General features: G+C 67.4%; 6 protein-coding genes. 2 read left to right on the top strand and 4 right to left on the bottom strand.

Annotation, left to right across the window (positions count from 1 at the left end):
* Nucleotides 1-387: 387 nt before the first annotated feature.
* Nucleotides 388-1,680, bottom strand: a complete 1,293-nt coding sequence (pncB, locus tag FV228_RS22275; protein WP_147856597.1) for a nicotinate phosphoribosyltransferase — start codon at nucleotides 1,678-1,680, stop codon at nucleotides 388-390.
* Between the two features lie 126 nt (nucleotides 1,681-1,806).
* Nucleotides 1,807-2,310 (bottom strand): pyridoxamine 5'-phosphate oxidase family protein, encoded by a 504-nt coding sequence (locus FV228_RS22280; RefSeq protein WP_147856598.1) that lies wholly within the window; start codon nucleotides 2,308-2,310, stop codon nucleotides 1,807-1,809.
* Between the two features lie 128 nt (nucleotides 2,311-2,438).
* Between FV228_RS22280 and FV228_RS34350 the strand changes: the two genes are divergently transcribed.
* Nucleotides 2,439-2,738 (top strand): hypothetical protein, encoded by a 300-nt coding sequence (locus tag FV228_RS34350; RefSeq protein ID WP_147856599.1) that lies wholly within the window; start codon nucleotides 2,439-2,441, stop codon nucleotides 2,736-2,738.
* 16 nt (nucleotides 2,739-2,754) lie between these two features.
* Here FV228_RS34350 and FV228_RS22290 read toward each other — a convergent pair whose 3' ends face one another.
* A complete protein-coding gene (locus tag FV228_RS22290) occupies nucleotides 2,755-3,273 on the bottom strand; it encodes a GNAT family N-acetyltransferase (protein ID WP_147856600.1) in 519 nt (172 codons plus the stop codon).
* Nucleotides 3,270-3,587: a DUF1778 domain-containing protein gene (locus tag FV228_RS22295; RefSeq protein WP_147856601.1), complete on the bottom strand. Its 318-nt coding sequence runs from the start codon at nucleotides 3,585-3,587 to the stop codon at nucleotides 3,270-3,272. The genes FV228_RS22290 and FV228_RS22295 overlap by 4 nt, the downstream gene beginning before the upstream one ends.
* A 175-nt stretch (nucleotides 3,588-3,762) precedes the next feature.
* Here FV228_RS22295 and FV228_RS22300 point away from each other — a divergent pair.
* A partial coding sequence (locus FV228_RS22300; protein WP_147856602.1) for an iron-sulfur cluster assembly protein occupies nucleotides 3,763-4,055 on the top strand: 293 nt, incomplete at its 3' end.

Genomic DNA, 4,055 nt, shown 5'->3' on the forward strand with positions numbered 1-4,055 from the left:
GGCCTGCGCGCCTTGCACGGCCGGCGCCGCCAGGGCGAGGCTTGCGGCGCCGATGAGCGAGCGGCGATTGAAAGTCATGGCGTTCTCCCGGGGGCGAGCCGCGCTGGGCCGGCCCTGTTGGTCGACACGATACTGAATAAAGCTCGAGTCCGTCAGGGGGGCGTTTCGTATCTGCGCGCAGGCACCGCCTTTTCCCGAGCGCATGGAGCGTGAGCGGAATGCGACCCGGGACCCAGCGCAAGACGACGCGCAGCGTCTGCGTGGTTTAGGTAAGGTGCCGCTGCGCGGCGCTCTTCGTGCTGGGTCCCGGATCACCGTCCACTGACGTTCCCGGCGTCCGGGAAAGAGCGCGGTTCCTGTGCCGGAATTTGCAAAGCCGGTCCGCCCTCACACCAGCACCGGCAGCGTGTCCTGCTCGCCGACCTCGAAAACCCGGCGGTAGCGGGCGATCTCGTCGGCCGGCCCCTGCGCCTTGGTGGGGTTGTCGGACAGCTTGACGGTGGGGCGGCCGTTCGCCTCCACGACCTTGCAGACCACCGAGACCGGATCGAGCTTGCCGTCGGGCAGGAGACCCCGAAAGTCGTTGGTGAGCAGGGTGCCCCAGCCGTAGCCGATGCGCATGCGCCCGTGGAAATGGGCATGGATGCGCTCGATCTCATCGATGTCGAGCCCGTCGGAGAAGATCGCGAGCTTGTCCCTGGGATCGTAGCCGCGCTCTTGCCAGAACCGGATCACCTCCTCGCCACCCGCGATCGGGTCCTTCGAATCGATGCGGATCCCGGTCCAGTCGCTCACCCAGTCCGGGGCGTTCGCCAGGAAGCCGGTGGTGCCGTAGGTGTCGGGCAGGATGACCCGCAGGTTGCCGTCGTAGTCCTCCTGCCAGTCGGCCAGCACCGCGTAGGGCGCGGCGGCGAGCGCCGCGTCGTCCTCGGCGAGCGCCGCGTAGACCATCGGCAATTCGTGGGCGTTGGTGCCCACGGGCTCGACCTCCTGTCGCGCTGCGATCAGGCAGTTCGAGGTGCCCAGGAACGCCGCGCCCAGACCCTCGGCCATCGCCTGCACGCACCAATCCTGCCAGAGGAAGCCGTGGCGCCGCCGTGTGCCGAAATCCGCCACCGACAGGTCGGGCAGCTTCTGCAGCCGCTGGATCTTCTCCCAGACCCGGGTCATCGCCCGGGCGTAGAGCACCTGCAGGTCGAGCTTGCCGAGACCGCGCAGCACTGCGCGCGCCCGCAGCTCGTTCAGGATCGCCAGCGCCGGGACCTCCCACATCGTGGTCTCAATCCAGGGGCCGTGGAAGGTCAGCTCGTACTGGCCGTCATGGACGGCGAGTTCGTAGTCCGGCAGCTGAAAACCCTCGAACCACGCCACGAATTCCGGGCCGAGGATCCGCCCCTGGCCGCGGAACACGTTGCCGCGCAGCCAGGTCACCTCGCCCTTGCTGAGCCGGAGGCTGCGGGCATGGTCGAGCTGCTCGCGCAGCAGCCCGGCATCGACCTCGTCGGCGATGCGGATGCGCTTGGTGCGGTTGGTGATCCCGAAGGTGGTGTCGATCTGCGGATGCCGGCGCAGGATCGTCTGCGCCATCAGCAGTTTGTAGAAATCGGTGTCGAGCAGGGACCGCACGATCGGGTCGATGCGGAAGCTGTGATCGTAGACCCGCTTCGCCAGATCAATCATGTTTTTCGGACTCGTCCGCACGTCTCGCGGCGCAGAGCGCATGCCGGGCGCGGCTACGTCAAGAAGAGGGGCGGCACGTCCCCACGACGCGCCGCCCCGATACCCACGTCGCCAGATCCAAAAAAATCAGGCGAGGTCGACCTTCTTGGTCTCGGTCTTGGGGCTCTCGCCGGTGAGCGAAGCCTTCACGTAGCCGTAGAGGTGCAGCATCGTGCTGTTGGGGCTGTCCCAGTACTCGCCCTTCTCCGGGTGGACGCGGATCAGCGCGACTTCAGGATCGTTCTTGCCGTTGGGGAACCAGGTCTTCAGGCTCTCATTCCACTTCTCGTCGATCTTGGCCTGATCGCGCACGATCTCGGCCTTGCCGGCGACCGACACGTAGGTCTGGCTCGACGGGTCGGAATAGGCCAGGTTGATCTGGTTGTCCTTGCTGATCTCGGCCGTCTTGGGCGAGTGCAGCTTGGTGAAGAACCACAGGTCGCCGTTCTCGTCGGCGTCGTTGTTCCACATCGGGCGGCTGTTGAGCGTCCCGTCGGCGTCGACCGTGGTCATCATGGCGATCTTCACGTCCTTGACCAGCTCGAACAGCTTTTTCGCGCCCTCGTGGTCGCGGTGGTTGCCCTGATGCATGAAACCGATCTCCTTGGCTTGTCGCCGACGTGGCGTTCGAGGCGCGCGGGCAGCCCCCTCCTGGGAGGCCCCGCCCGCAAGTCGCCTCGACAACGGGCGAAGGCCCGCTTGGTTCAGGAGGTTTCGGGATGGTAGCGAACGGGCGGTGGCGAGCCCGCCTGGGCCTGGCGGCGCTCATCGGATCGATCTGGCTGGCGGCCGCGCCAGCCTGCGCCGAGGTGCGGTTCGGGCCAGGTGTCCGGATCGGCGGCCACGATTTTTCGGGGCGCCGTGCCGGCAGCGTCCATATCGAACGCGTGAAGCGCCTGCGCGGCCCGCTCGGCTGCCGTCGCGTTCGCCACGGATTCTACCGACGCGGCGACGGCAGCGCGATGCGAGGGCCGATGGAGGAATGCAATCTCATTGCGGTTCCACCGGGACGGCGGTGAGGCCGACGGGCACGCTTCACGAATCGCCAAACAGCGTCTCGATCTCGGCCATCGGCTTGAAAAGACGGCGGGGCTGATCCGGAAGCCGAAGGAAATCATGGCGTTCGTAGAACGAGACCGCTGCTTCATCCTTCGCGTCGACCACCACCGCCAGGGAGGCCGTCTCGCTTCTGAGGCAGCGCAGCAGCGCATCCAAGAGGAGAAGCGTGCCGAACCCCGTGCCGCGCCGTGTCGCGTCGACCGCCAGCCGGCCGAGCAACGTCGCCGGCAGGACGGGGTAGCGCGGCAGTTTCCTGACGAATTCCGCCGGCAATTCGGTGGCCCGGATCGCGGTGTTGGCGAGCGTATAAAAGCCCAGGATGGTGGGTTCCGGGGGCTCCAGCAGGGCATACGGGGCCGCCACCCGGCGGCGCGCATCCTGACCGGCCTGCGAGCGGAGATAGCGATCGAGGGCATCGACGCCGCACGCGAAGCGGGATCGCTCGTGCCGACCGGCATCGAACAGCTCGATGATCGGTCTTGCGCCGACGGTCACGTCTTGGAGCCACCGATCAGCGTTCGGTAAGTGGCGACGCGATCCAGCATCCGCGCACTGGGTTCGCGCGGCGCGAAGAGCGCCTCCACGAAGGCGCGGGAATCCCGAACGCTGAGCTGGATTACCTCATGCTCCGCGATGGCGCGTTTGGCGGCATCCTGGACGCTCGCGAGGACGAAGTCAGGGATGCTGCGTCCTTCGAGCGCTGCGGCATGCACGACGAGGGCCTTCTGCTCCGCCGTCACGCGGGCCTCCAACCGATCGGCCCGTCGTCGGTTCTTCGGACTGCCGTCCGACCGTCGAGCGTCGCGCATCGCCACCTCCGTACCAACCTGGAATGTACGGCCGGTGGCCGGCAATTTCGAGAGAAAACCGCTACGCGTCGCAGACAGTGGAGGGGCTCGATAGCCAGGGCGGGGTCTGGCGTTCTCGCCGGGCTTGGTTACATGCAGCGGGAACGAGACCTGCTTTCCCCCGGTGGAGGACGATTTGGCGATCACCCGCGACGACGTGCTGCGCGCGCTCCAATCCGTCACCGTCGATGCCGCCGGCACCACCCTGCCCGGCTCCGGGCGGCTCTCTCAGGTCGTGGTCGATCCCAACAACCGGGTGATGTTCTCGATCTTGGTCGATCCGAGCGAGGCCGAGCGGTTCGAGCCGGTGCGGCGGCAGGCGGAGGGGCGCATCCTGCAGATGCCGGGCGTCTCAGGCGTGTTCGCGAGCCTCACCTCCGAGCGTGGCCCTGGCATGCCTGCGCAGAGCGACGCCGCGCCCCGCCCGGT

The organism is Methylobacterium sp. WL18, assembly GCF_008040015.1.
GTDB lineage: Bacteria > Pseudomonadota > Alphaproteobacteria > Rhizobiales > Beijerinckiaceae > Methylobacterium > Methylobacterium mesophilicum.